The sequence below is a fragment of the Pseudomonas sp. RGB genome, from assembly GCF_007713445.1.
Taxonomy (GTDB): Bacteria; Pseudomonadota; Gammaproteobacteria; order Pseudomonadales; family Pseudomonadaceae; genus Aquipseudomonas.
In genome coordinates, this window is record NZ_VMSH01000003.1 from 264,169 (window position 1) to 287,753 (window position 23,585).

Genomic DNA, 23,585 nt, shown 5'->3' on the forward strand with positions numbered 1-23,585 from the left:
GTTGATGAAAACGCTTTGGCAACACTGCCACGTCGCAACCATGGCAGACGGCAAATACTCGATCATCGAGGATGCCGCCATGGTCACTGCCAATTCGCTCATCGAGTGGATTGGCCCCCGCAGCCAGGCGCCGACGGCGGATTACGCCCAGGTGCATGACCTGCAAGGCGCGTGGGTCACCCCCGGGCTGATCGACTGCCACACCCACACGGTGTTCGGCGGCAATCGCAGCGGCGAATTCGAGCAGCGCCTTGAAGGCGTGAGCTACGCCGACATCGCGGCCAAGGGAGGCGGTATTGCCAGCACCGTGCGCGCCACCCGCGCGGCCACTGAAGATGAGCTGTTTGCCAGCGCGCACAAGCGCCTGCGCAGTTTGCTGCGTGACGGCGTGACCACGGTGGAGATCAAGTCCGGCTACGGCCTGGACCTGGCCAGCGAGCGCAAACTGCTGCGGGTCATCCGTCGCCTCGGCGAAGCGCTGCCGGTCAGCGTGCGCGCCACGTGCCTGGCAGCGCACGCATTGCCGCCGGAGTACAAGGACCGTGCCGACGATTACATCGACCACATCTGCCACGAGATGCTGCCGGCCCTGGCGGCCGAAGGGCTGGTGGACGCGGTGGACGCCTTCTGCGAATACCTGGCGTTTTCCCCGGAACAGGTTGAGCGCGTGTTCAAGGTCGCCCAGCAACTTGGCCTGCCGGTGAAGCTGCACGCCGAGCAACTCTCTTCGTTGCATGGCTCAAGCCTGGCCGCGCGTTACCACGCGCTGTCGGCGGACCATCTGGAATTCATGACCGAGGACGACGCCATCGCCATGGCCGCGTCGGGCACTGTCGCCGTGTTGCTGCCGGGCGCGTTCTACTTTCTGCGTGAAACCCAGCTGCCGCCGATGGATGCGCTGCGCAAGCACGGCGTGAAGATTGCCATCGCCAGCGACCTCAACCCCGGCACCTCGCCGGCGCTGTCGGTGCGCCTGATGCTGAACATGGCCTGCACGCTGTTCCGCATGACCCCGGAAGAAGCCCTGGCCGGCGCCACGCAACACGCGGCTACCGCGCTGGGTATGGGCGACACCCACGGCTCGCTGGAAGTGGGCAAGGTCGCCGACTTTGTCGCCTGGCAGATTGATCGCCCCGCCGACCTGGCCTACTGGCTGGGCGGCGAACTGGATAAACGCGTGGTGCGCCACGGCGTCGATGTCACTGTTTAAGGAGCACTGCTGTGGATAAGGTTCTGAACTTCAAACAAGGCCGAGTGCCGCTGCTGATCAGCATGCCCCACGCGGGCCTGCGCCTGACGCCTGCGGTGCAAGCCGGGCTGATCCCCGAGGCACACAGCCTGCCGGACACCGACTGGCACATTCCCACGCTGTATGACTTTGCCGAAGACCTGGGCGCCAGCACCTTGTCGGCAGAGTACTCGCGGTTTGTGATCGACCTGAACCGGCCATCGGACGACAAGCCGCTGTATGTCGGCGCCACTACGGGGCTGTACCCGGCGACATTGTTCGACGGCGTGCCGTTATTTCGCGAAGGCCTGGAGCCTTCCGCCGAGGAGCGCGCCACTTACCTGCAGAAGATTTGGGGGCCGTACCACCGCGCCCTGCAAGAGGAACTGGTGCGGCTCAAGGCCGAGTTCGGCTACGCGCTGCTGTTTGATGCGCACTCGATCCGCTCGGTGATCCCGCACCTGTTTGAAGGCAAGCTGCCGGACTTCAACCTCGGCACTTTCAACGGCGCGGCGTGTGACCCGGAACTGGCCAGCCAGTTGGAAAGCATCTGCGCTCAGCATTCGCAGTACACCCATGTGCTTAACGGGCGCTTCAAGGGCGGGCATATCACTCGCCATTACGGCGACCCGGCGCAGGATATTCACGCGGTGCAGTTGGAGTTGTGCCAGAGCGCTTATATGGAGGAGTTTGAGCCGTTTCGTTATCGGCCGGATTTGGCCGAGCCGACACGGGTGGTGTTGAAGCAGTTGCTGGAAGGGTTGTTGGCCTGGGGGCAGAAGCACTACCGGTAATTTTTGGTACTGCTGAAATAGCTTTCGCGAGCAAGCCCGCTCCCACATTTGGCCGAGTTCCAACATGAGAACGCGGTCCCAATGTGGGAGCGGGCTTGCTCGCGAAGAGGCCCTCACAGTCGCCCCAGTGCAACTGCCGGTCGCCACAGGTCGTGTTAACAGAGGTCCCGCTGGGTAAGGTTGTGGGTAGGGCGCGCCAGACGCCACTCCCACAATAAAGCTGCCGAGTGAGACCTCATCCATGAAAAGACTGTTGTTGATCCTCACCGCCGCCGCTTTGATCAGCGCCAACGCCATGGCCGCAGAACCTGCATCCTGCAAAGCCATACGCATGGGCGTGGTCAGCTGGACCGACGTGGTCGCCACCTCCGGCATGGCTGACGTGCTGCTCAATGGCTTGGGCTACGACAGCAAACAGACCAGCGCCGTGCAACAGATCATCTTTGCCGGCATCCGCGACAAGCGCCTGGATATCTTCCTCGGCTACTGGAAACCGGCGATGGACAACAACATCGCGCCGTTCCTGGCCGCCAAGCAGGTCAAGGTCTTCGACACGCCCAGCCTGTCTGACGCCCAGGCCACTCTGGCGGTGCCGCAATACGTGGCCGACGCCGGGCTGAAAACCTTTGCCGACATTGCGCGCTTCAAGGACAAGCTGGGCGCCAAGATCTACGGCATCGAGCCTGGCAGTGGCGCGAATACCGATATCCAGAAAATGATCGACACCAACCACTTTGGCCTGGGCGGCTTCAAGCTGGTTGCCTCCGGTGAAGCGGGCATGCTCGCGGCCGTGCAGCGTGCGGTGAACCGCAAGGAGTTTGTCGTGTTTGTCGGTTGGACCCCGCACCCGATGAACATCAACATGAAAATGGCTTACCTCACCGGCAGCGAAGATGTGTTTGGCGCTGACGAAGGTCGGGCCACGGTGTCCACCGTGACCGCGCCGGATTTCGCCGAGCGTTGCCCCAACGCCAACCGGCTGCTGACAAACCTGACCTTCACCGCCGCGCAGGAAAGCCAGTTGATGGTGCCGATCATGGAGCGCCAATCGCCGCAGGACGTCGCCAAGCAATGGCTGCGCGAGCACCCCGAGGATTTGCAGCGCTGGCTGGCTGGGGTGACAGCGTTTGATGGCGGCGATGGCGTCGCGGCCGTCCAGTCCAGCCTCAAACCCTAAGCCAACGCACGGTAGCTCAAACAACACAGGGCAAATGTGGGAGCGGGCTTGCCCGCGATGGCGGCATATCAGGTCATTCACAAGTGGCTGACACACCGCTATCGCAGGCAAGCCAGCTCCCACACTTGATCTACAGCGATTAGGGATATTTGCGCATGTATCCGATTTCTCCGCAGCTTGCGGCCTTCGTCACTAAAACCGAATCCTTCAGCAGCGACGACTCGTCGCTCGCAGGTTTGCGCCGCAACTACGACCGCATGTGCCAGGCATTCACCCCGCCGAAGCCAGCAGGGCTGCAAGTCTCTGACTTTGCCCTCGGTGCAGTCGGCGTGCGCAGCTATCTCCCTTCGGCGCCCACGCCAACCGAAGGCTGGCCATGCCTGCTTTATATGCACGGCGGCGGCTGGGTGGTCGGCGGGCTGGATTCCCATGACTTCATCTGCTTCGAACTGGCCAGCACGCTTGAAGTACTGGTGATCGCCATCGACTACCGCCTGGCGCCGGAACACCCGTTCCCGGCGGCATACCAGGATTGCCGCGCAGTGTGGCAGGCCATCCAGGCCGGGCAGGGGCCGCACGCGCTCAACCTGCAGCGCCTGGTGGTGATGGGCGACAGCGCGGGCGGCAATCTGGCTGCGGCGTTGTGCCTGGGTTTGCGCGATGACGGCCAGCCGCTGCCCCGCGCCCAGGTGCTGATTTACCCAGGTTTGGGCGGCGCGGCGGACCTGCCGTCGCGCCGTGATTGCATGGATGCGCCCTTGCTCAGTACCGCCGACACCGACTGCTACCTGGCGCTCTACCTGCCGGGCGCGGACACGCCATCGGCCTATGCCATGCCACTGCTGGCCAAGGACTTCAGCGGTTTACCCAAGGCGCTGATCGCCGTGGCCCAGTTCGACCCGCTGCGCGATGACGGCATGCTGTATGCCGAACGCCTGCGGGCGGCAACTGTGGAGGCGGTGTTGTATCCCGGCAAAGGTCTGGTCCACGGCTGTTTGCGCGCGCGCGGCCAAGTGGCGCAGGTGGATCAGCTCTACGACTATCTATTGGGCTACGTGCGGCGCTGCCTGGGGAGCGAAGGGCTGACACAGGTCTAAGTGCTCAAGGACATGCTCATTGCACAATTCGGGTTTATGATGCCAGACGGCAAAAATAATAGACGTCCCCTCAGGGATGAACCCGACACCCTACGGAGCGCGCAATGCAGACTTGGTACCCGCAGATCAAACCCTACGCCCGGCACGATCTGGCCGTCGATGACACCCACACCCTGTACGTCGATGAAAGCGGCTCCCCCGAAGGCTTGCCCGTCGTCTTTATCCACGGTGGCCCGGGCTCCGGCTGCGACGCCCAGAGCCGCTGCTACTTTGATCCGAACCTGTACCGCATTGTCACCTTCGACCAGCGCGGCTGCGGACGCTCCACGCCTCGCGCCAGCCTGGAAAACAACACCACCTGGGACCTGGTCGCCGACCTTGAGCGCATTCGCGAACACCTGGGCATCGAAAAGTGGGTGCTGTTTGGCGGCTCCTGGGGCTCGACCCTGTCGCTGGCTTACGCGCAAACCCATCCCGAGCGCGTGCATGGCCTGATCCTGCGCGGGATCTTCCTGGCGCGTGACCAGGACATTCACTGGTTTTACCAGGAAGGCGCGAGCCGCATGTTCCCGGATTACTGGCAGGACTACCTGGCACCGATCCCGGCGGATGAGCGCCACGACCTGGTCGCCGCCTACCACAAACGCCTGACCGGCAACGACCAGATCGCCCAGATGCACGCCGCCAAGGCGTGGTCCGGCTGGGAAGGCCGCATGCTGGGCCTGTGCCCGAGCCCGCAGCATGTCGAGCGGTTTTCCGAGCCGCAGCGCGCGCTGTCGATCGCACGTATCGAATGCCACTACTTCACCAACAACTCCTTCCTTGAGCCCAACCAGCTGATTCGCGACATGCACAAGATCGCCCACTTGCCTGGCGTAATCATTCACGGGCGCTACGATATGATCTGCCCGCTGGACAATGCCTGGGAGCTGCATCAGGCGTGGCCCAACAGTGAGCTGCAGGTGATTCGCGAGGCCGGCCATGCCGCGTCCGAGCCCGGCATTACCGATGCCTTGGTGCGTGCAACCGGCGAAATGGCACGGCGCCTGCTTGATCTGCCGCCAGAAGAAGCATGAAGGGCCTGTTACAACGGGTGCGTGGCGCCCGCGTCGAAGTGGCGGGCGAGGTCGTAGGCGCTGTTGACCAGGGTTTGCTGGTGCTGGTCGCCGTTGAGCCTTCAGATACCCCAGAGAGCGCCGACAAACTGTTACACAAGCTGCTTAACTACCGGGTATTCAGTGATGACGAGGGCAAGATGAACCTGTCCTTGAAAGACATTGGCGGCGGTTTGCTGCTGGTGTCGCAGTTCACCCTGGCGGCCGATACCAAAAGTGGCCTGCGGCCAAGCTTCTCCACGGCGGCCCCTCCGGCGCTGGGAGCAGCGCTTTTTGATCACTTGCTGTTACAAGCGCAACAATTGCATGGCAAGGTGGCGTCAGGGCGTTTTGGGGCGGATATGCAGGTGCATTTGGTCAATGATGGCCCTGTGACCTTCCTCTTACAGACATGAATGTATTAAAAACGACGTTAATGCCTAAAAACGCAGGGTTTCGCTACAAATACTTCGTTGTCCCTGATGCGTTGTTTCGCGGGCTACTAGATAATCGCGCGCTACGGGGATCAGCGTTGTTTGGTCCATTTTTGACTTAGGTAGAGACTTGTCCGACAAACCAATGGGGAATCATTTTGACCCAAGGGAGTCGGAACAATGCTCGCCAACCTGGCATATAGATAGCTGGCCGTTGGTTTTTTGATCTGTTTTCGGCGAGGGTTGCTCGTGATTGTTAGTCCCTGTAATGCACCAAAATTGTCTGCCAAACGGTTACGAAACGCACTGGTAACGGGCTCTGCCCTGTTTTGCCTGTTCGGCGCGGGTCAACTGTGGGCATTCAGTCTGGATGATGTGTCGGCCAAGGCAAAAGAGCTGGCCGGGCAGAAATACGAAGCTCCGCGCAGCAATCTGCCGAACGAATTTCGCGAAATGAAATTCGCCGACTATCAGAAGATTCGTTTCCGTAACGAAAAGGCCGAGTGGGCCGATCAGAACACGCCGTTCAAGCTGTCCTTCTATCACCAGGGCATGCACTTCGACACGCCGGTGAAAATCAACGAAGTCACCGCCGACACCGTCCAGGAAATCAAATACGACCCGACGCGTTTCGATTTCGGCGACGTGAAATACGATCCCAAGTCCACTGAACAGCTGGGTTATGCCGGTTTCCGTGTGCTGTACCCGATCAACACGCCCGACAAGCAAGACGAAATCATGACCATGCTTGGCGCCAGCTACTTCCGCGTCGTCGGCAAAGGCCAGTCGTATGGCCTGTCTGCCCGTGGCATGGCGATCGACACTGCATTGCCGTCCGGTGAAGAGTTCCCGCGTTTCACCGAATTCTGGATCGAGCGTCCAAAACCGGGTGAAAAGCAGTTAGTGATCTTCGCCTTGCTGGACTCCCCACGCGCCACCGGCGCCTATCGCCTGACCCTGCGCCCTGGCACCGACACCGTTGTCGACGTCAAGTCGCAGATGTTCCTGCGCGACAAGGTCAGCAAACTGGGCGTTGCCCCGCTGACCAGCATGTTCCTGTTCGGTGCGAACCAGCCGTCCAAGGTGCTCAACTACCGTCGTGAACTGCACGATTCCAGCGGTCTGTCGATCCATGCCGGCAATGGCGAGTGGATCTGGCGCCCTCTGAACAACCCTAAACACCTGTCGGTCAGCAACTTTGCCATCGAAAACCCGCGTGGTTTCGGCCTGCTGCAACGCGGCCGCGACTTCAGCCACTACGAAGACCTGGACGACAACTACGACAAGCGCCCAAGCGCCTGGATCGAGCCTGAAGGCGAATGGGGCAAGGGTTCGGTCGATTTGGTAGAGATTCCGACCGCCGATGAAACCAACGACAACATCGTTGCGTTCTGGAGCCCGGCCGAGCTGCCAAAAGTCGGCGAGCCGCTGGACATCAGCTACCGCCTGCACTGGACCATGGACGAGAAAGCCCTGCACCCGGCCGACAGCGCCTGGGTCAAGCAGACCCTGCGTTCGACCGGTGACGTGAAGCAATCCAACCTGATCCGTCAGCCGGACGGCAGCGTGGCCTACCTGGTTGACTTCGAGGGCCCGTCCCTCAAAGCCCTGCCGGCAGACGCCGCGGTGCGCAGCCAAGTGAGTGTCGGCGACAACGCCGAAATCGTTGAAAACAGCGTGCGTTACAACGAACACACCAAAGGCTGGCGCCTGACCCTGCGGATGAAGATCAAGGACGCAGGCAAACCGACTGAAATGCGTGCGGCCCTGGTCCAGGACATCCCGCAGCCGGAGCCTGAAAAAGCGTCGACCCAAGTGATCAAGGCCGACAAGCTCTTGGCCAAGCAACACGAGAAACAGGCCAAGAAAGAAGCTAAAGAAGCTAAAGACGCGAAAGAAGCCAAAGACAAGGAAGCCAAGCAGCCAGAAGCTGCCCCGGCCACGCCACTCTCTAATCCGGAGCCGGCCAAGACAGAACACGTCCTGACCGAAACCTGGAGCTATCAGTTGCCTGCCGATGAGTAATTCTCAAGCCACGCCCGAGACTCTGTCCGAGTACCTGGCGCACCTCCCGATGACCGCCGAGCAGCGCGCCGAGCTGGCGGGCTGCACGTCCTTCAGCGAGCTGCATGAGCGGCTTTCGTCCGCGACCTTCGACGCACCAACCGACGCTGCCCAAGCGTCGGTCGGCCGTCGGCTGACCCTCAACACCGCCGAAGAGCTGCAAGACGCGGAAATGCTTGCGCTCGACGCCAGCGGCCGGGTTTGCCTGAAGGCCACACCGCCGATCCGTCGGACCAAAGTGGTGCCTGAGCCTTGGCGCACCAACATTCTGGTGCGCGGTTGGCGCCGGATGACCGGTCGCACCAACCCGCCGAAGCCGCCCAAGGACGATCGTGTACTGCCGGCCGCGCGCTGGCGTACCGTCGGTTCGATCCGCCGCTACATCCTGCTGATTTTGATGCTCGGTCAGACCATCGTTGCCGGCTGGTACATGAAAGGCATCATGCCGTACCAGGGCTGGTCACTGGTCGACTTCGACGAAGTGCGCAACCAGACCTTGCTGCAAACCGCGACCCAAGTCCTGCCTTACGCCCTGCAAACCAGCATCCTGATCATGTTCGGGATCTTGTTCTGCTGGGTCTCGGCCGGTTTCTGGACCGCGCTGATGGGCTTTCTGGAACTGCTCACCGGTCACGATAAATACCGGATTTCCGGTAAAAGTGCCGGTGACGAGCCGATTCCGAAAGACGCCCGCACCGCGCTGGTAATGCCGATTTGCAACGAAGACGTGCCCCGGGTATTTGCCGGTCTGCGCGCCACTTTCGAGTCGGTGGCCGCCACGGGCGATCTGGACCGTTTCGATTTCTTCGTCCTCAGTGACAGTAACGAAGCCGATATCTGCATCGCCGAACAGCAAGCCTGGCTTGACGTGTGCCGCGAAGCCGGGGGGTTCGGCAAGATCTTCTATCGCCGCCGTCGCCGTCGCGTCAAACGCAAAAGCGGCAACCTCGACGACTTCTGCCGTCGCTGGGGCGGTGACTACAAGTACATGGTGGTCCTCGACGCCGACAGCGTGATGAGCGGCGAATGCCTGACCAGCCTGGTGCGCCTGATGGAAGCCACGCCGGATGCCGGGATCATCCAGACCGCGCCGCGTGCGTCGGGCATGGACACCCTGTATGCGCGCATGCAGCAGTTCGCCACCCGTGTGTACGGCCCGCTGTTTACCGCTGGCCTGCACTTCTGGCAGCTGGGTGAATCCCACTACTGGGGCCACAACGCGATCATCCGCATGAAGCCGTTTATCGAGCACTGCGCCCTGGCGCCGTTGCCGGGTAAAGGCGCGTTTGCCGGTGCGATCCTCTCCCACGACTTCGTTGAAGCAGCGCTGATGCGCCGTGCCGGCTGGGGCGTGTGGATTGCCTACGACTTGCCGGGCAGCTACGAAGAACTGCCGCCGAACCTGCTGGACGAACTCAAGCGTGACCGTCGCTGGTGCCACGGTAACCTGATGAACTTCCGCCTGTTCCTGGTAAAAGGCATGCACCCGGTGCACCGCGCGGTGTTCCTGACCGGCGTGATGTCGTACCTGTCGGCGCCGTTGTGGTTCTTCTTCCTGGTGCTGTCGACGGCGTTGCTGGCGGTGAACACCCTGATGGAGCCGCAGTACTTCATGGCGCCACGCCAGTTGTACCCGCTGTGGCCGCAATGGCATCCGGACAAGGCGGTGGCGTTGTTCTCCACCACCATCGTGCTGTTGTTCCTGCCTAAGTTGCTGAGCATCATCCTGATCTGGGCCAAGGGCGCGAAAGAGTTCGGCGGCAAGTTCAAGGTGACCTTGTCGATGCTGCTGGAGATGCTGTTCTCGATGCTGCTGGCGCCGGTGCGGATGATCTTCCACACCCGTTTCGTGCTCGCCGCGTTCCTCGGCTGGGCTGCGACCTGGAACTCGCCGCAGCGTGACGACGACTCCACGCCGTGGAGCGAGGCGGTCAAGCGTCACGGCCCGCAAACATTGCTCGGCTTCCTCTGGGCGTTGTTGGTGGTGTGGCTGAACCCAAGCTTCCTGTGGTGGCTGATCCCGATTGTCGGTTCGCTGATGCTGTCGATTCCGGTGTCGGTGATTTCCAGCCGCGTGAAGCTGGGTCTCAAGTCCCGCGACGAGAGCCTGTTCCTGATCCCTGAGGAATACAATCCGCCGCAGGCCTTGCTGTCGACCGAGAAGTACACCCACGAAAACCGTTGGCACGCGCTGAACGACGGGTTTGTGCGTTCGGTCGTCGACCCGCAGCAGAATGCGCTGGCCTGCGCCCTGGCGACCTCGCGTCACCGTGAAGCGGAGCCGATCGAGCATCTGCGTCAGGAGCGTGTCCGCCACGCATTGAAAGTCGGCCCTGCCGGCCTCAACAACGGCGAGCGCGTGGCGCTGCTCAGCGATCCGGTCGCCCTGGCTCGCCTGCACCAGCAAGTCTGGAGCGAAGGTCACGCCGAGTGGCTCGGCGCCTGGCGTGCTTCGATCAAGGCGGACCCGCACGCGCCTTTGCTGCCGCTGCAACCGCTGTCGTCCCAGGCTCAACCGGCCTGATTCATACGCCCCCGAGGGCTCACCTCGGGGGCGTTTGAAGCGCTGGTCCTACAGCGTTTCGCGCTTCTTCCTCTACGCACTAATGCCTTGTTATTTCGAAACAAAAGTCCTTTGTTCGCGACGTATTGCCGTGCCTGTGGCTGGGTTAGCATCGCCCCCTCGAATTGACGAGGTCACAGGGGGAATCATGAGCAAAAGCTATTGTTGGGCGTGGCTGACAGGCGCTGTCGCATGGGTGTACGCGGGTCTGCTGAGTGCCGGCGCCCTGGATGACGCCGTGCGCCGTGGCGTGCTTAAGGTCGGCACCACGCCCGCCTATGTGCCCTTCGAGATGACGGACAAGCAGGGACGCATCGTCGGCTTCGAGATCGATTTGCTCAAGGCCATGAGCCACGCCCTGGGCGTCCAACTCGAATTGGTCACCATGCCCTATACCGACCTGGTACCGGGGCTGATGGCGAACAAGTTCGATCTGATCGGCAGCGGCATGACGGTCACTCAAGAGCGCAATCTGAAGCTCAATTTCAGCGACTCCTTCATCGTGGTTGGCCAAACCGCGCTGCTGCATCCGAGCCTGGCCGGCAAAATTTCCAGTATCGAAGACTTGGACGAAGCGGGTTATCGGATCGCCGCCACGGCAGGTACCACCGCAGAGACAGCGGCGCGACGCTTTCTCGGGGCAGCCCGGTTAAGCAGTTTCGCCACCGCGGAAGAGGGCGTGCGGCAGGTGGTGGAGGGCAATGCCGATGCCTTCATTCATGACGCACCCTACAACCTGATCGCAATGGCCCGGCCGGAAAACCGCACACTGTTGGCGCTTGAGCAGCCATTTACCTTCGAGCCTCTGGCGTTCGGGTTGAAAAAAGGTGATTACGACAGCCTCAACTGGATCAACCACTTCCTCAGCCAGGTGGCCCAGGACGGGACCTACGATCGCCTGCACGACAAGTGGTTCAAGGACACCGCCTGGATGGCCGAGATTGATTGATCGTCATAACCACTTATCTATCAAGACGTTGCCGCGCTCTCCCCGCTGAACCTGTCTGACCCTGCGTGTTGCTGCACCGTTGTGGGGCTTTTCCGACATACGCAGGGAACATTTACCCGTGAAACCTTTGTGACGGGCAGCGAGTGGGGTAGGATCGCACCCCGAATTGGTGCAGCCCTTTTGCGCGCCGACTTTATAAGAACCGTTCAGGGGACTTGATGATGAAAAAGTATCTTTCGATGCTGATGCTCGGCGTCACCGCGCTGGTCGCGGCCACTGCGGCCCACGCTGGCGCCATCGATGATGCGGTCAAGCGCGGCACGCTGAAAGTCGGCATGGACCCGACTTATATGCCGTTCGAAATGACAGACAAGCGCGGTGACATCATCGGCTTTGAAGTCGACATCCTCAAGGCCATGGCCAAATCGATGGGCGTCAAACTGGAGCTGGTGTCCACCGGTTACGACGGCATCATCCCGGCCTTCCTGACCGGCAAGTTCGACATGATCGGCAGCGGCATGACCCTGACTCAGGAACGCAACCTGCGACTCAATTTCAGCGAACCCTTCATCGTGGTCGGCCAGACGTTGCTGATTCGCAAGGACCTGGAAGGCACCATCAAGTCCTACAAAGACCTCAACGATGAGAAATACCGCCTGACCTCCAAGCTGGGCACCACCGGTGAGATGGTCGCCAAAAAGCTGATCTCCAAAGCCAAGTACCACGGCTATGACAACGAGCAGGAAGGCGTGCTCGACGTGGTCAATGGCAAGGCTGATGCCTTTGTGTATGACGCACCGTACAACGTGGTTGCCGAGAAAAAGGTCGGCAACGGCAAACTGGTATTCCTGGAAGAACCCTTCACCTTCGAGCCGTTGGCGTTTGGCCTGAAAAAAGGCGATTACGACAGCCTCAACTACATCAATAACTTCCTGCACCAGATCCGCAACGACGGCACCTACGATCGCATCCATGACAAGTGGTTCAAGAGCGCCGAGTGGCTCAAGGACATGGAATAAAGGCTGACACCCAGTCGACTTCATCGCAGGCAAGCCAGCCCCCACAGTTGAAATGCGTTCCCTTGTGGGAGCGGGCCTGCCCGCGATGACGGCATGCCAGGCGATACATCTTCGGAAAGTGAAATGAAACAGAAAAAAGCCCAATGGCCCTGGCACCTGCTGACCGTGGTCGTGCTGGTTGGCCTGGCTGGCGCGTTGTACTACGCCACCTCGCTGATGTCTTACGAGTGGCGCTGGAACCGCGTGCCGCAGTACTTCGCCTATCAGGCCGAAACGTCCCAGCGCGCCGCCGACATCTCCACCGTGGTGGAACTGGTGCACAAAGGCGACGTCGCTGAAGTGACCCTGCGCAACGACGCCGGCACCGAGCAAAAGCTCACCGTGGCCGACAACAGCCTGCAAGTGTCGCGTGGCGACGATGTCGCCGAGGGCGACGTGGTGGGCGTCACCCGGCATTGGGCGCTGGGGCCGTTGATGTGGGGCTTGTGGACCACATTGTGGCTCTCGGTGGTGTCCGGCATTCTCGGCCTGGCGATCGGTTTGGCAACCGGCCTGTGCCGTCTGTCCAGTAACCCGACCCTGCGCGACCTGTCGACGATCTACGTCGAGCTGGTACGCGGTACGCCGCTGTTGGTGCAGATCTTCATTTTCTATTTCTTCATCGGCACGGTGCTCAATCTGTCGCGGGAGTTTGCCGGGATCGCGGCGCTGTCGCTGTTCACTGGCGCTTATGTGGCGGAAATCGTGCGCGCCGGTGTGCAGTCGATCACCCGCGGCCAGAATGAAGCCGCGCGTTCCCTGGGCCTGAGTGCCAGCCAGTCGATGCGCCATGTGGTATTGCCGCAAGCGTTCAAGCGCGTGCTGCCGCCTTTGGCCGGGCAATTTATCAGCCTGGTCAAGGACACGTCGCTGGTGTCGGTAATCGCGATTACCGAGCTGCTCAAAAGTGGCCGCGAGGTGATCACCACCTCGTTCTCGCCGTTTGAAATTCTGTTCTGTGTGGCAGGCCTGTACCTGCTGATCAACCTGCCGCTGTCGAAAATGGCCAGCCGGCTTGAGCGGAGGCTCGCGCAAAGTGATTGAAGTCCGCGATCTGGTAAAAGTCTTCGACACCCGTGGTCACGTGGTGCGCGCGGTGGACCACGTCACCACGCAAGTCGCCAAGGGCGAAGTGCTGGTGGTGATCGGCCCGTCGGGTTCCGGCAAATCCACCTTCCTGCGTTGCCTGAATGGTTTGGAAGTATTCGACTCGGGCTCCGTCAGCATCGACGGCCTGCAACTGGCTGACCCGAAAACCGACGTGAACGCCTACCGCCGCGAAGTCGGCATGGTGTTCCAGCATTTCAACCTGTTCCCGCACATGACGGTGCTGGAAAACCTGTGCCTGGCGCAAAAAGTCGTGCGCAAGCGCGGCAAACAAGAGCGCGAGGCCAAGGCCCTGGCGCTGCTCGAAAAGGTCGGTATTGCGCAAAAGGCCAACGAGTTTCCGTCACGTTTGTCCGGTGGACAGCAACAGCGCGTGGCCATCGCCCGCGCGTTGGCAATGGAACCCAAGGTCATGCTGTTTGACGAGCCCACTTCGGCGCTGGACCCGGAAATGGTCGGTGAAGTGCTGGACGTGATGAAGACCCTCGCCCTGGAAGGCATGACCATGGTCTGCGTCACCCACGAGATGGGTTTTGCCCGCGAAGTGGCCGACCGGGTGCTGTTTTTTGACCATGGCAAATTGCTGGAAGACGCTTCCCCTGCCGCGTTCTTTGACGCGCCGAAAGACCCGCGGGCCCAGGCCTTCCTGCGCCAGGTCCTGTAAACCTCAACGCCAGGCTCGACTGGGTCAATTGAGCACCGGCGGCCGCGGTGTGTGGCGACACACCGCCCCCTCATCACACCGCGATTAATCTTCTCCGGCACTGCATTGTGCGGTGCCTGCAAGCGGGTGAGCCGAAACAGGCTCAAACGCTCAATGGATTCGGCGGCTCGGGTCGGCCGCCGTGCAAGGCAGCTCAGATGCGAAAGCGGCCTACCAGGGTTTGCAAGTAAATCCCCAGGCGCGCCAGTTCGGCACTGGAGGCGGCGGTTTCCTCACTGGCCGAAGAGGTCTGTTCAGATACATCGCGCACATTCAGCACACTGCGGTTGATCTCTTCGGCCACGGCACTCTGCTGCTCTGCGGCGGTGGCGATCTGCGAGTTCATCGCCTGAATGGTCGAGACCGTGCGGGTGATATTGCCCAGCGCATTGCCGGCCCGACGGGTCAGCTCGACGCTGCTGTCGGTGAGGCCACGGCTGTTGTCCAGGATGGTGGCCACCTGCTGGGTGCCGCTTTGCAGGCCGACGATCAGCTCTTCGATCTCTTCAGTGGACTTCTGCGTACGCTGGGCCAGGCTGCGCACCTCATCGGCGACCACGGCAAAGCCACGTCCGGCTTCACCGGCACGCGCGGCCTCGATCGCGGCGTTAAGCGCCAGCAGGTTGGTTTGCTGGGCGACCGACTTGATCACGTCGAGCACGCTGCCGATCTTGTCGCTTTCGCGCTTCAGATGGCCCATGGCTTCGGTGGAATTGCCCACCTCAGTGGCCAGGCGCTCGATCTGGGCGATGGCCTCACCCACGACCTTGTCGCCTTCGCGGGCTTGCTGGTCAGCGGCCACGGCGGCTTCAGAGGCTTCTTCGGCGTTACGCGCCACTTCCTGCACGGTGGCCGCCATTTCATTCATGGCAGTGGCCACCTGGTCGGTCTCGACCTTTTGGCTATTGACCCCCGCGCTGGTCTGCTCGGTGACGGCCGACAGTTGCTCGGCGGCGCTGGCGATCTGAGTGACGCCATCGCTGATGCCGCCGATCAGCTCGCGCAGGCCGACGGTCATGCTTTGCGTGGCGCGTTGCAGCTGCCCCAACTCATCCTGGCGCGCAGAGTTGAGGTTGTGGCTCAGGTCGCCGGAGGCGACGTGCTCAGCGACTTTGAGCGTCTGGTTCAGCGGAATGACGATTTGACGCGTGATGGCCCAGGCGGCGACCACGCCGAAGATCAGCGCCAGTACGGTGGCCAGCAGCAACAGCTGCTTGGCATGCGCCGCGTCGGCATCGCGTACTGCGGTTTGCGAGACGGTGAGTTTTTCGCTGTGGCCCAGCAGGATATCGCCTTGCTCGGTCATGATTTTCAGGGCCGCAGCGCTGGCGACCTGGGAGTCGCGGTACTGGCTGACGGCGGTGCGATAGGCTTGCAGCGACACGCCGGCTTCTTGCAGGTTGGCCTGGTACTGGGCAGGCAATTGGCCTTCCAGCTCGGTGATTTTCTTCAGGGCGTTGTCGATGGCATCCAGGGCCGGCTGCTCGGCCTCTGTCTTGGCGCTGTAGGTGTAGCCGCGCACCTGGAAGCGCGATTGCTGGATCAGCTTGCTCAAGTCGACCACGCTGTTGAACTGGGTGACGCTGTCACCTTGCAGCAGCGCCTTCTCGACCTCATTGGTCTTGGCCACGGCGTTGTCGGCGGTGTCGCCGAGCTTGCTGCGCGCGCCTTCGCGCTTCAAACCGGCCTGGACCATGGTGGCGAAGGCTTTTCTGTATTGGTTCAAGGCCTCCTGTTGTTGCTCCACCAGGGCCTTGTCGTCGGGTTGCTCGATCAGGGTTTGTGCGGTTTTAAGGCCGTTGTCCAGCTGGGTAAGTAGGCTGTTGACCGCATCCGTGCCTTGTTCGCCGCGACGCATTTCGAAGTCCAGGCGTGCCAGGCGCAGGTCTTTGGTCAGGCCGTTGAGGCTGGAGATAAAGCCCAGTTTGTCACCGCGACTGATCACATCGCCCAGGCCGGTCCAGCCGGTGAAGGTGGTCAACAACGTCAGGACTAACACCAAGCCAAAGCCAATGCTCAGCTTGCGGTTGACGCTCACATTCCCCAGTTTTTCGGCTAACCAACGATACATACTGCGAACTCCCTTTGAACAAGGCTTGGACTTATTCAGAGGCTATCGGCTGCGCAGGATTATTCTGTAGGCGCGACGGATCATGTTGCGCGTTTTGAGGTGGGCAGGTTTTTTGTGGCGAGCGGGCTTGCCCCGCGTTGGGCTGCGCAGCAGCCCCAGTCAGAGCAACGCCGTATGTCAGGCATACCCAGTTGACCGTTTTTGGGCTGCTTCGCGCCCCAACGCGGGGCACGCCCGCTCGCCACAAAAAGCCCGCTGGGCAGCAAACGGCGAGGTTTAGAACAGGCGGGCGAGCAGGGCGGTCACGGCGGTTTCTACGCGCAGGATTCGTGCGCCGAGCTGCACGGGTTGCAAGCCGGCTTTGGTCAGCAGGTCCACTTCGTAGGGTATCCAGCCACCTTCCGGGCCGATGGCCAGCGTTACCGGTTCATCCAGCGCACGCGGGCAGGCTGGGTAGTCGCCGGGGTGGCCGATCAGGCCGAGGGTGCCTGCGGTCATGGCTGGCAGGCGATCTTCGACGAACGGCTTAAAGCGCTTTTCGATTACGATCTCGGGCAGCACCGTATCGCGCGCCTGCTCCAGACCCAGAACCAACTGCTCGCGAATCGCCTCGGGCTCAAGGAACGGGGTTTGCCAAAAGCTCTTCTCCACGCGGTAGCTGTTGACCAGCACCACCTTGGGCACGCCCATGGCTGCGACGGTTTGCAGCACTCGGCGCAGCATCTTCGGGCGCGGCAGGGCCAGCAGCAGGGTCAGCGGCAGTTTGGCCGGCGGCTGCAGGTCGAAGCTGACTTGCAACTCGGCTTCGCCGGGCTCCAGGCGCAGCAGTTGGGCGTTGCCCATCAGCCCGCCAATGCGGCCCACACGCAGGTTGTCACCCACCACTGCGCGGTGGACGTCCTGCATATGCACCAGGCGCCGATCACGCAGGATCACCCGGTCGGCCGCGATAAAGTCGGCCTCCTCAAGCAGCAGCAGGTTCACGGCTGGGTCGCTGGCGGCTGATCGTCGTCGGCGGGTTGGTCATCCGGGTGCTCGCCACGTTTGCTGATCAAACTGCCAAACAGGATGCCGATCTCGAACAGCATCCACATCGGCACAGCCAACAGGGTCTGCGAGAAGATGTCCGGTGGCGTCAGGATCATGCCGACCACAAAGCAACCGATGATCACGTACGGGCGCACTTTCTTCAGGTACTTGACGTCAACCACGCCGATCCATACCAGCAGCACCACGGCCACCGGGATTTCAAAGGCCACGCCAAAGGCGAAGAACAGCGTCATAACGAAGTCGAGGTAACTGGTGATGTCGGTCATCATTTCCACACCGGCCGGGGTGGCGGCGGCGAAGAACTTGAAGATCAGCGGGAACACCAGGAAATAGGCGAAGGCCATGCCGGTGTAGAACAGCAGGATGCTCGACACCAGCAATGGCACCGCGATGCGTTTCTCATGCTTGTACAGGCCCGGCGCGATAAAGCCCCAGATCTGGTGCAGGATCACCGGGATCGCCAGGAACAGCGAAACCATCATGGTCAGCTTCAACGGCGTCAGGAACGGTGACGACACGTCGGTGGCGATCATCGTCGCGCCGGCCGGCAGGTACTGGCGCAGCGGTGTCGAAACGAAGGTGTAGATCTGCTGGGTGAAGGCGAACAGCCCGGCAAAGATGATGAAGATCGCCGCTACGCAACGCAGCAGGCGGGTACGCAGCTCGGTGAGGTGCGAGACCAGCGGCATGTGCTGGTCGTTTTCCGGTTTATCAGCGCTCATGGGGCTCGCGGCGGCAATGTAGGGTCATGGGGAGCGGGCGACGCAACGGGCGTCGGCGCTGGCGCTGTCGGGGCAGGTGCGGTGGGTGCCGGGGTGTGTTCCACCACGGGGGCAGCATCAGCCGCAGCCGGCGGCGCGATGCTGTGCTCGGCCACGGGCTCTGTCGGTTTGCTCGGCTCATTGACCGGCGACAGAATCTTGCGCGCTTCCTGCTCCAACGACAGGATATGTTCGTTGTGCAGCTGGCGGCGAATCTCGTCGGCGCCGATTTCCCGTTCAACTTCCTGTTTGATGGCGTTGAAACTGCGTTTCAGGCGCCCGATCCATAGGCCGGCCGTGCGCGCGGCACCGGGCAGGCGTTCCGGCCCCAATACCAGCAGGGCGACGAGGCCGACGAGGAGCAGTTCAGAGAAGCTGATACCAAACATTAGTCAGTGCTCACGAGTCTTTGCGGGTCGGCTCTTGGACTTTTTCAGCCTGCACGTCGAAGGTACGACGCTCGGTGATGGGCTGGGTGGCCTGCGGGTGCACAGGCTGGACCGGCGGCGCTGGGTTAACGACAGGGTTGACCACTGGGTCGGCTGGCTTTTCGTCATCGTTCATGGCTTTGCGAAAGCCCTTGATCGACTCGCCCACGTCAGTGCCCAGGTTTTTGAGTTTCTTGGTGCCGAACACCAGTACCACCACCACCAGAATGACGATCCAGTGTTTCCAGTCAAAAATGCCCATGCTGCAATTCCTCTGTAAAAGTTATTCAGGCGGACGGGCGCGAGGCCTTTTCGGCATGCCCGGACAAGCCGAAGCGACGGTCCAGTTCATCCAGCACTGCCTGCGGATGCTGCCCCAGTTGGGCGAGCATGACCATGCTATGGAACCATAGGTCAGCGGTTTCGTAGATGACATCGCTGCAGTCGCCGCTGATCTGTGCGTCTTTGGCAGCAATGATGGTTTCGACGGATTCCTCGCCGAGTTTTTCCAGAATCTTGTTCAAACCCTTGTGGTACAGGCTGGCGACATAGGAGCTGTCGGCGTCCGCGCCTTTGCGGTCTTCCAGCACCTGGGCCACGCGGTTGAGGGTATCGCTCATGTCTAGTGTCCTGCCGAGTAAATGGCGTGCGGGTCTTTGAGCACCGGTTCGACCACCTTCCATTCGCCATTCTCGAACACGCGATAGAAGCAGCTGTGACGGCCGGTGTGGCAGGCGATGTCGCCGATCTGCTCGACTTTGAGGATTACCACGTCGGCGTCGCAGTCGATGCGCATCTCGTGCAGGGTTTGCACGTGCCCGGACTCTTCGCCCTTGCGCCACAGTTTGCCACGCGAACGTGACCAGTAAATGGCGCGCTGCTCAGTGGCAGTGAGGCTCAGGGCCTCACGGTTCATCCAGGCCATCATCAGCACGCGCCCGGTCTTGTAGTCCTGGGCAATGGCCGGCACCAGGCCGTCACTGTCCCATTTGATCTCGTCCAGCCAGTCTTTCATGTTCCGCTCCGGCAATTTGCGACAGTGTATAACCGGATCGGCTATCGACGCACGATCAGATAAACACCCACGGCGACCATGATGCCGGCCGGCCAGTGGCCCAGTTGGTTCAGCGGCCCACCGATGGCCAGCATCACACCGCCGACCAGGTGCGCGGCGCCCAGCAGGCGCAGGAACCAATCGTCCTTGCGCTTCTGCCAGGGCGGCGCGGGGTCTTTGGCGTGGGGCTGGGACATGCGCTCGAGCAGGTCGCGCGTCATGTTGGCCAGGTGCGGCAGTTGCTCGACCTGGCTTTGCAGGTTGCCCAGCAAGGTTTTCGGGCTGACCCGCTCACGCATCCAGCGCTCCAGGAACGGCTGCGCGGTGTTCCACAGGTCGAGGTCCGGGTACAGCTGACGGCCCAGGCCTTCGATGTTGAGCAGGGTTTTCTGCAGCAGCACCAGTTGCGGCTGCACTTCCATATTGAAGCGCCGCGCGGTCTGGAACAGGCGCATCAGTACCTGGCCGAATGAAATATCTTTTAACGGTTTTTCAAAGATCGGTTCGCACACGGTGCGGATGGCCGCTTCGAATTCGTTGAGCTTGGTTTCTGCCGGCACCCAGCCCGAATCGATGTGCAGTTGCGCCACGCGGCGGTAGTCACGCTTGAAGAAGGCGAACAGGTTGCGCGCCAGGTAATCCTGGTCTTCCGGGGTCAGGCTGCCGACGATGCCGCAGTCGATCGCAATGTACTGCGGGCTCCACGGGTTGACGGTGCTGACGAAGATGTTGCCCGGGTGCATGTCGGCGTGGAAGAAACTGTCGCGGAACACCTGGGTGAAGAAGATCTCCACGCCGCGCTCGGCGAGCATTTTCATGTCGGTGCGCTGGTCGGCCAGGGTGGCGAGGTCGGTGACTTGCACGCCGTAGATGCGCTCCATCACCAGCACTTTGGGGCGGCACCAGTCCCAATACACTTGCGGCACGTACAGCAGCTGCGAGCCTTCGAAGTTGCGCTTGAGCTGGCTGGCGTTGGCGGCCTCGCGCAGCAGGTCGAGTTCGTCGTAGATGGTTTTTTCGTAGTCGGCGACCACGTCCACCGGGTGCAGCAGGCGTGCGTCGGCGGAGAAGCGCTCGGCGGCGCGCGCAAGAATGAACAGCCACGCCAGGTCCTGGCCAATGATCGGCTTGAGGCCGGGGCGAATCACCTTCACCACCACTTCTTCGCCAGTCTTGAGCTGCGCGGCGTGCACTTGTGCGACCGAGGCCGAGGCCAGCGGGTCGACGTCGAAACGGCTGAATACTTCGCTGATCTTTTTGCCCAACTGCTCTTCGATCAGCTTCATCGACTGTTGGGAATCAAACGGCGGCACGCGGTCCTGCAGCAGCATCAACTCGTCGGCGATGTCTTCGGGCAACAGGTCGCGGCGGGTGGAGAGGATCTGCCCGAACTTGATAAAAATCGGCCCCAAATCCTGCAACGCCAGGCGCAGGCGCGCGCCACGACTCAGCTCCAGCGGTCTGCGCGGGAACCAGCGCCACGGCAGCACATAGCGCACCGCCAGCAGAAACCACGGCAAGGGCAGGGCGAACAGCAGGTCATCGAGGCGGTAGCGGATTACGACGCGCTGGATACGAAACAGACGGCGGACGGCGAGCAGCTTCATGCGTTATCGCTTGGATCAAGGGAACGGCTCAGGCGCTCAACGCGCGCTTCGAGGCGTTCCAGGTCGATTTTGGCCTTGTCGAGTTCGCGAAAGCGCGCTTGCGCTTCCCGTTCTCCGACCAGGGTGCGCGATTCTTCGCTCAGGTATTCGGCAAGGTTCTGGTTGAGGGCGGCGAACCCTTGCTGGTACCAGCGCGAGCGGCTGCGCAGGTGCCCGCTGATCAACTGAGTGGCCACGGGGCCGATCCAGCGTGACAGCTCGTATTCCCAATCCAGTTCCAGGTCTTGCAGCACGGCGGCCAGGTCCATCAGCACCGCGCTGTCGCCTTCCAGTTCCACGTCGGGGCCGTGGAGGATGGCGGTTTTGTTGCGGCTCAGCGCCAGGTGCAACAGGCTCGAGGCGGGCGCACGCAGGGTGCAGTCGGCTTCGGCGGCCCATTGGGTCGCGAGCAGCACGCCTTCATCGCTGGGCAGGATAAACAGCTGCAAGGCGGGGCTCGTGCAGTCGACGGCAATGATTTTGCCGTTCAAGTGCGCGAGCCGCGCCAGGGCGGTACTGTCCAGGCGCAGCACACGGTTGAGGCCGTGTTCAACGCTGGCGAGAAGGCCTGCGAACAGCATCAGGGTTTGATGCCGCGGTGCAGGGCGACGATGCCCGAGGTCATATTGTGGTAGGTCACGCGGTCGAAACCGGCGTCTACCATCATCGACTTCAGCGTTTCCTGGTCGGGGTGCATGCGGATCGATTCGGCCAGGTAGCGGTAGCTCTCGGCGTCATTGGTGATCAGCTTGCCCATCAACGGCATGAAGGCGAACGAGTAGGTGTCGTAGACCTTGGACATCAGCGCGTTGGTCGGCTTGGAGAACTCCAGCACCAGCAGGCGGCCACCTGGCTTGAGCACACGCAGCATCGAGCGGATGGCGTCTTCTTTGTGGGTCACGTTGCGCAGGCCGAAAGCGATGGTCACGCAGTCGAAATGGTTGTCCGGGAACGGCAGCTTTTCAGCGTCGGCCTGGACGAATTCGATGTTGCCGGCCACGCCTTTATCCAGCAGGCGATCGCGGCCAACCTTGAGCATCGAACCGTTGATATCCGCCAGCACCACCTGGCCGGTCGGGCCGACGAGCTTGGAGAACTTGGCGGCCAGGTCGCCCGTGCCGCCGGCGATGTCCAGCACGCGGTTGCCGGTGCGTACACCCGACAACTCAATAGTGAAGCGCTTCCACAGGCGGTGCATGCCGCCCGACAGCACGTCGTTCATCAGGTCGTACTTGGCGGCTACGGAGTGGAACACCTCAGCGACTTTTTCCGCTTTCTGGCTTTCCGGAACGTTCTTGAAGCCGAAGTGAGTGGTGGGTTCGGCATCGCTGCCTTTGCGCTGATCAGTCATATCGCTGTCACCAAAAGAGAATGCGGGACATGATAATCCCCAAGGCTTGCTTTGTCTTGGCAAGGCTGAAGGTAAGATAGACGGTCACCGAGACCTTTTGCCGCATGGCAGGTGTTCTGAGTCGTTATAAAGAGGAGTCATTGCAATGGCCCGTATTACCATCGAGCGCGCACATTCCCTGGGTAAAGAAGGCGCGCGGGCGAAGGCCGAGAAGTTGGCGCACAAACTCAAAGAGCAATATGGCCTTGAGCCCACGTGGTCCGGCGACACCCTGATGCTCAAACGGTCGGGGGTTAAAGGCACGGTACTTGTGGCGGATGATTCGCTGCGCATTGATGTGGAACTCGGCCTGTTGATGTCGGCCATGAGTGGCACTATCAAATCCGAAATCGAGAAAGCCGTGGATAAGGCGTTGGCCTGATTCGAGTGCGCTTAGGGTGCCGATTCTAATTTTTCACCCTACTTTGTGCCCAAGCCCCCAACTCCTGTGGGCCGTTCCTCGACCCTGATTTGCGTGAGGTGCACCATGGCCAAAGTTATTTTGAAGAAAAAAATCGACATTCAGACCACCGCCCTGAGTGACGTTAAAAGCTACGCCCGCAAGATCTGGCTGGCAGGTCTTGGTGCCTACGCCAAGGTCGGCAGTGAAGGCAGCGACTATTTCAAAGAGCTGGTTAAGACTGGTCAACATGTTGAAAGTAAAGGCAAAAAAGTTGTCGTTGAACAACTTGATGCTGCCAACAGTCAGATTGATCAAGTAAAGAGTAATGTCTCAAGCGTCAAAGGTTTGGTTGAAGTTCAACTGGATAAAGTTGAAAAAGCTTTTGACACGCGTGTTGCAAGTGCCTTGAATCGGATCGGCATTGCGTCTAAACATGACGTTGAGACACTCTCTGCTAAGCTCGAAGAGCTGACGGCATTGCTAGAACGTGTCGCGCGTAAACACTAAGGAGACA

At 61.2% G+C, this 23,585-nt stretch carries 23 protein-coding genes and 2 pseudogenes; 14 read left to right on the forward strand and 11 right to left on the reverse strand.

The window, feature by feature from the left end; all coding sequences use genetic code 11:
* Positions 1-4: 4 nt before the first annotated feature.
* From hutI to FPT15_RS08325, 12 genes and pseudogenes are all read left to right on the forward strand, one after another.
* Positions 5-1,210, forward strand: a complete 1,206-nt coding sequence (hutI, locus tag FPT15_RS08270; protein WP_145159929.1) for an imidazolonepropionase — start codon at positions 5-7, stop codon at positions 1,208-1,210.
* Positions 1,211-1,221: 11 nt separating this feature from the next.
* Positions 1,222-2,022, forward strand: a complete 801-nt coding sequence (gene hutG, locus FPT15_RS08275; RefSeq protein ID WP_145159931.1) for an N-formylglutamate deformylase — start codon at positions 1,222-1,224, stop codon at positions 2,020-2,022.
* A gap of 241 nt (positions 2,023-2,263) precedes the next feature.
* Positions 2,264-3,199, forward strand: a complete 936-nt coding sequence (choX, locus tag FPT15_RS08280; protein WP_145159933.1) for a choline ABC transporter substrate-binding protein — start codon at positions 2,264-2,266, stop codon at positions 3,197-3,199.
* Between the two features lie 155 nt (positions 3,200-3,354).
* Entirely contained in the window at positions 3,355-4,296 is a 942-nt protein-coding gene (locus FPT15_RS08285; protein WP_145159935.1) for an alpha/beta hydrolase, read from the forward strand.
* 104 nt (positions 4,297-4,400) lie between these two features.
* Positions 4,401-5,372: a prolyl aminopeptidase gene (gene pip, locus FPT15_RS08290; protein WP_119738084.1), complete on the forward strand. Its 972-nt coding sequence runs from the start codon at positions 4,401-4,403 to the stop codon at positions 5,370-5,372.
* Positions 5,369-5,806 carry a D-aminoacyl-tRNA deacylase gene (gene dtd / locus FPT15_RS08295; RefSeq protein ID WP_145159937.1) on the forward strand — a complete coding sequence of 146 codons (438 nt, stop codon included), beginning with the start codon at positions 5,369-5,371 and terminating at the stop codon, positions 5,804-5,806. The genes pip and dtd overlap by 4 nt, the downstream gene beginning before the upstream one ends.
* Before the next feature lie 267 nt (positions 5,807-6,073).
* On the forward strand, positions 6,074-7,849 hold the full coding sequence (locus tag FPT15_RS08300; protein ID WP_145159939.1) for a glucan biosynthesis protein: 1,776 nt from the start codon (positions 6,074-6,076) through the stop codon (positions 7,847-7,849).
* Positions 7,842-10,450: pseudogene (mdoH, locus tag FPT15_RS08305) on the forward strand (glucans biosynthesis glucosyltransferase MdoH). The gene FPT15_RS08300 and the pseudogene mdoH overlap by 8 nt, the downstream one beginning before the upstream one ends.
* 149 nt (positions 10,451-10,599) lie before the next feature.
* Positions 10,600-11,400, forward strand: a complete 801-nt coding sequence (locus tag FPT15_RS08310; protein ID WP_145159943.1) for a transporter substrate-binding domain-containing protein — start codon at positions 10,600-10,602, stop codon at positions 11,398-11,400.
* A gap of 221 nt (positions 11,401-11,621) precedes the next feature.
* Positions 11,622-12,419 carry a transporter substrate-binding domain-containing protein gene (locus tag FPT15_RS08315; protein WP_145159945.1) on the forward strand — a complete coding sequence of 266 codons (798 nt, stop codon included), beginning with the start codon at positions 11,622-11,624 and terminating at the stop codon, positions 12,417-12,419.
* Positions 12,420-12,542: 123 nt separating this feature from the next.
* Positions 12,543-13,502 carry an amino acid ABC transporter permease gene (locus tag FPT15_RS08320; protein WP_145159947.1) on the forward strand — a complete coding sequence of 320 codons (960 nt, stop codon included), beginning with the start codon at positions 12,543-12,545 and terminating at the stop codon, positions 13,500-13,502.
* Complete coding sequence (locus FPT15_RS08325) at positions 13,495-14,229, forward strand: amino acid ABC transporter ATP-binding protein (RefSeq protein ID WP_145159949.1); 735 nt, start codon at positions 13,495-13,497, stop codon at positions 14,227-14,229. The genes FPT15_RS08320 and FPT15_RS08325 overlap by 8 nt, the downstream gene beginning before the upstream one ends.
* A 193-nt stretch (positions 14,230-14,422) precedes the next feature.
* Here the strand turns inward: FPT15_RS08325 and FPT15_RS30310 are convergent, their stop codons facing one another.
* From FPT15_RS30310 to ubiE, 11 genes and pseudogenes are all read right to left on the reverse strand, one after another.
* Positions 14,423-15,286: a methyl-accepting chemotaxis protein gene (locus FPT15_RS30310; protein WP_370004708.1), complete on the reverse strand. Its 864-nt coding sequence runs from the start codon at positions 15,284-15,286 to the stop codon at positions 14,423-14,425.
* A gap of 21 nt (positions 15,287-15,307) precedes the next feature.
* Positions 15,308-16,339: pseudogene (locus FPT15_RS30315) on the reverse strand (methyl-accepting chemotaxis protein); the annotation flags it as partial.
* 276 nt (positions 16,340-16,615) lie between these two features.
* Positions 16,616-17,323: a 16S rRNA (uracil(1498)-N(3))-methyltransferase gene (locus tag FPT15_RS08335; protein ID WP_145159953.1), complete on the reverse strand. Its 708-nt coding sequence runs from the start codon at positions 17,321-17,323 to the stop codon at positions 16,616-16,618.
* Positions 17,320-18,111, reverse strand: a complete 792-nt coding sequence (tatC, locus tag FPT15_RS08340) for a twin-arginine translocase subunit TatC (protein ID WP_106577507.1) — start codon at positions 18,109-18,111, stop codon at positions 17,320-17,322. The genes FPT15_RS08335 and tatC overlap by 4 nt, the downstream gene beginning before the upstream one ends.
* Positions 18,108-18,539 (reverse strand): Sec-independent protein translocase protein TatB, encoded by a 432-nt coding sequence (gene tatB, locus FPT15_RS08345; protein ID WP_145159955.1) that lies wholly within the window; start codon positions 18,537-18,539, stop codon positions 18,108-18,110. The genes tatC and tatB overlap by 4 nt, the downstream gene beginning before the upstream one ends.
* Positions 18,540-18,549: 10 nt before the next feature.
* Positions 18,550-18,840 carry a twin-arginine translocase TatA/TatE family subunit gene (locus tag FPT15_RS08350; RefSeq protein ID WP_106577509.1) on the reverse strand — a complete coding sequence of 97 codons (291 nt, stop codon included), beginning with the start codon at positions 18,838-18,840 and terminating at the stop codon, positions 18,550-18,552.
* Positions 18,841-18,865: 25 nt separating this feature from the next.
* On the reverse strand, positions 18,866-19,198 hold the full coding sequence (locus FPT15_RS08355) for a phosphoribosyl-ATP diphosphatase (RefSeq protein ID WP_099602007.1): 333 nt from the start codon (positions 19,196-19,198) through the stop codon (positions 18,866-18,868).
* A gap of 2 nt (positions 19,199-19,200) precedes the next feature.
* Entirely contained in the window at positions 19,201-19,593 is a 393-nt protein-coding gene (hisI, locus tag FPT15_RS08360) for a phosphoribosyl-AMP cyclohydrolase (protein WP_012721796.1), read from the reverse strand.
* A 41-nt stretch (positions 19,594-19,634) separates the two neighbouring features.
* On the reverse strand, positions 19,635-21,239 hold the full coding sequence (gene ubiB, locus FPT15_RS08365) for a ubiquinone biosynthesis regulatory protein kinase UbiB (RefSeq protein WP_145159957.1): 1,605 nt from the start codon (positions 21,237-21,239) through the stop codon (positions 19,635-19,637).
* Entirely contained in the window at positions 21,236-21,859 is a 624-nt protein-coding gene (locus FPT15_RS08370) for an SCP2 domain-containing protein (protein ID WP_145159959.1), read from the reverse strand. The genes ubiB and FPT15_RS08370 overlap by 4 nt, the downstream gene beginning before the upstream one ends.
* Positions 21,859-22,629 carry a bifunctional demethylmenaquinone methyltransferase/2-methoxy-6-polyprenyl-1,4-benzoquinol methylase UbiE gene (ubiE, locus tag FPT15_RS08375; RefSeq protein ID WP_106577513.1) on the reverse strand — a complete coding sequence of 257 codons (771 nt, stop codon included), beginning with the start codon at positions 22,627-22,629 and terminating at the stop codon, positions 21,859-21,861. Before ubiE ends, FPT15_RS08370 begins: the two co-directional genes overlap by 1 nt.
* Before the next feature lie 145 nt (positions 22,630-22,774).
* On the opposite strand from ubiE, the gene FPT15_RS08380 reads away from it, so the two are divergent.
* Positions 22,775-23,050, forward strand: a complete 276-nt coding sequence (locus tag FPT15_RS08380) for a polyhydroxyalkanoic acid system family protein (RefSeq protein ID WP_145159961.1) — start codon at positions 22,775-22,777, stop codon at positions 23,048-23,050.
* Positions 23,051-23,155: 105 nt separating this feature from the next.
* The gene (locus FPT15_RS08385) at positions 23,156-23,578 is read left to right on the forward strand and encodes a phasin family protein (RefSeq protein ID WP_145159963.1); all 423 of its coding nucleotides are present in this window, start codon (positions 23,156-23,158) and stop codon (positions 23,576-23,578) included.
* The last annotated feature ends 7 nt before the right edge of the window (positions 23,579-23,585 follow it).

Excerpts from the sequence above, each read along its gene's own strand:
- FPT15_RS08350 (WP_106577509.1), bottom strand. The coding sequence starts at position 18,840 with ATGGGCATTTTTGACTGGAAACACTGGATCGTCATTCTGGTGGTGGTG.
- FPT15_RS30310 (WP_370004708.1), bottom strand. The coding sequence starts at position 15,286 with ATGACCGTCGGCCTGCGCGAGCTGATCGGCGGCATCAGCGATGGCGTC.
- tatC (WP_106577507.1), bottom strand. The coding sequence starts at position 18,111 with ATGAGCGCTGATAAACCGGAAAACGACCAGCACATGCCGCTGGTCTCG.
- FPT15_RS08310 (WP_145159943.1), top strand. The coding sequence starts at position 10,600 with ATGAGCAAAAGCTATTGTTGGGCGTGGCTGACAGGCGCTGTCGCATGG.
- hutI (WP_145159929.1), top strand. The coding sequence starts at position 5 with ATGAAAACGCTTTGGCAACACTGCCACGTCGCAACCATGGCAGACGGC.
- FPT15_RS08355 (WP_099602007.1), bottom strand. The coding sequence starts at position 19,198 with ATGAGCGATACCCTCAACCGCGTGGCCCAGGTGCTGGAAGACCGCAAA.
- tatB (WP_145159955.1), bottom strand. The coding sequence starts at position 18,539 with ATGTTTGGTATCAGCTTCTCTGAACTGCTCCTCGTCGGCCTCGTCGCC.
- FPT15_RS08385 (WP_145159963.1), top strand. The coding sequence starts at position 23,156 with ATGGCCAAAGTTATTTTGAAGAAAAAAATCGACATTCAGACCACCGCC.
- FPT15_RS08370 (WP_145159959.1), bottom strand. The coding sequence starts at position 21,859 with ATGCTGTTCGCAGGCCTTCTCGCCAGCGTTGAACACGGCCTCAACCGT.
- FPT15_RS08320 (WP_145159947.1), top strand. The coding sequence starts at position 12,543 with ATGAAACAGAAAAAAGCCCAATGGCCCTGGCACCTGCTGACCGTGGTC.
- ubiE (WP_106577513.1), bottom strand. The coding sequence starts at position 22,629 with ATGACTGATCAGCGCAAAGGCAGCGATGCCGAACCCACCACTCACTTC.
- pip (WP_119738084.1), top strand. The coding sequence starts at position 4,401 with ATGCAGACTTGGTACCCGCAGATCAAACCCTACGCCCGGCACGATCTG.
- hisI (WP_012721796.1), bottom strand. The coding sequence starts at position 19,593 with ATGAAAGACTGGCTGGACGAGATCAAATGGGACAGTGACGGCCTGGTG.
- FPT15_RS08285 (WP_145159935.1), top strand. The coding sequence starts at position 3,355 with ATGTATCCGATTTCTCCGCAGCTTGCGGCCTTCGTCACTAAAACCGAA.
- choX (WP_145159933.1), top strand. The coding sequence starts at position 2,264 with ATGAAAAGACTGTTGTTGATCCTCACCGCCGCCGCTTTGATCAGCGCC.
- FPT15_RS08380 (WP_145159961.1), top strand. The coding sequence starts at position 22,775 with ATGGCCCGTATTACCATCGAGCGCGCACATTCCCTGGGTAAAGAAGGC.
- FPT15_RS08315 (WP_145159945.1), top strand. The coding sequence starts at position 11,622 with ATGAAAAAGTATCTTTCGATGCTGATGCTCGGCGTCACCGCGCTGGTC.
- ubiB (WP_145159957.1), bottom strand. The coding sequence starts at position 21,239 with ATGAAGCTGCTCGCCGTCCGCCGTCTGTTTCGTATCCAGCGCGTCGTA.
- dtd (WP_145159937.1), top strand. The coding sequence starts at position 5,369 with ATGAAGGGCCTGTTACAACGGGTGCGTGGCGCCCGCGTCGAAGTGGCG.